The sequence below is a fragment of the Streptomyces ureilyticus genome, assembly GCF_011045025.1.
GTDB lineage: Bacteria > Actinomycetota > Actinomycetes > Streptomycetales > Streptomycetaceae > Streptomyces > Streptomyces ureilyticus.
Genome location: NZ_JAAKZX010000483.1, coordinates 1 through 1,002 on the forward strand (window position 1 = coordinate 1; position 1,002 = coordinate 1,002).

The following is a 1,002-nucleotide window of genomic DNA, read 5'->3' on the forward strand; positions in this document are numbered from 1 at the left end:
TCTTCGCTGCCCTCCCGCACCGGGGTGTTCTCACACAGCTCGAACCCGCTGTAGATGCCCCAGGTGGGGGAGAGGGTGGCGGCGAGGACCGCCCGGACTTCGAAGGCGGGCCGGCCGCCGTGCTGCAGATAGGCGTGCAGGATGTCCGGGGTGTTCGCGAAGAAGTTCGGCCGCATGTAGGAGGCGGCTTCGCCGGACAGTTCGGTGAGGTAGTCGGTCAGCTCCTGCTTGGTGTTGCGCCAGGTGAAGTACGTGTAGGACTGCTGGAAGCCGATCTGGGCCAGGGTGTGCATCATCGCCGGGCGGGTGAACGCCTCCGCCAGGAAGATCACATCCGGGTCGGTGCGGCCGATGTCCGCGAGCACCCGCTCCCAGAAGATCACCGGTTTGGTGTGCGGATTGTCCACCCGGAAGATCCGCACTCCGTGGGCCATCCAGAACCGCAGCACCCGCAGCGTCTCGGCGATCAGGCCGTCCAGGTCGGCGTCGAAGGCGATGGGGTAGATGTCCTGGTACTTCTTCGGCGGGTTCTCGGCGTAGGCGATGGTGCCGTCGGGGCGGTGGTGGAACCACTGGGGGTGTTTGTCCACCCAGGGGTGGTCCGGGGAGCACTGCAGCGCGAAGTCCAGCGCGATCTCCAGGCCCAGCTCGGCGGCCCGGGCCACGAACGCGTCGAAGTCGTCCAGGGTGCCCAGGTCGGGGTGGATGGCGTCGTGGCCGCCGGCCGGGGAGCCGATCGCCCACGGCACGCCCACATCGTGCGGGCCGGCATTCAGGGTGTTGTTGGGGCCCTTGCGGAAGGTGGTGCCGATCGGGTGGACGGGCGGCAGGTAGACCACGTCGAAGCCCATCGCGGCGATCGCCGGCAGCCGCCGGGCGGCGGTGGTGAAGGTGCCGCTGACGGTGGGCTTGCCGGTCTCCACGACGGCGCCCTCCGAACGCGGGAAGAACTCGTACCACGAGCCGTACAACGCCCGCTCCCGCTCCACCAACAACGGCAAC

At 68.8% G+C, this 1,002-nt stretch carries 1 pseudogene; it reads right to left on the reverse strand.

Annotation, left to right across the window (positions count from 1 at the left end):
- Positions 1-1,002, reverse strand: a pseudogene (locus tag G6048_RS48270) (alpha-1,4-glucan--maltose-1-phosphate maltosyltransferase); the annotation flags it as partial.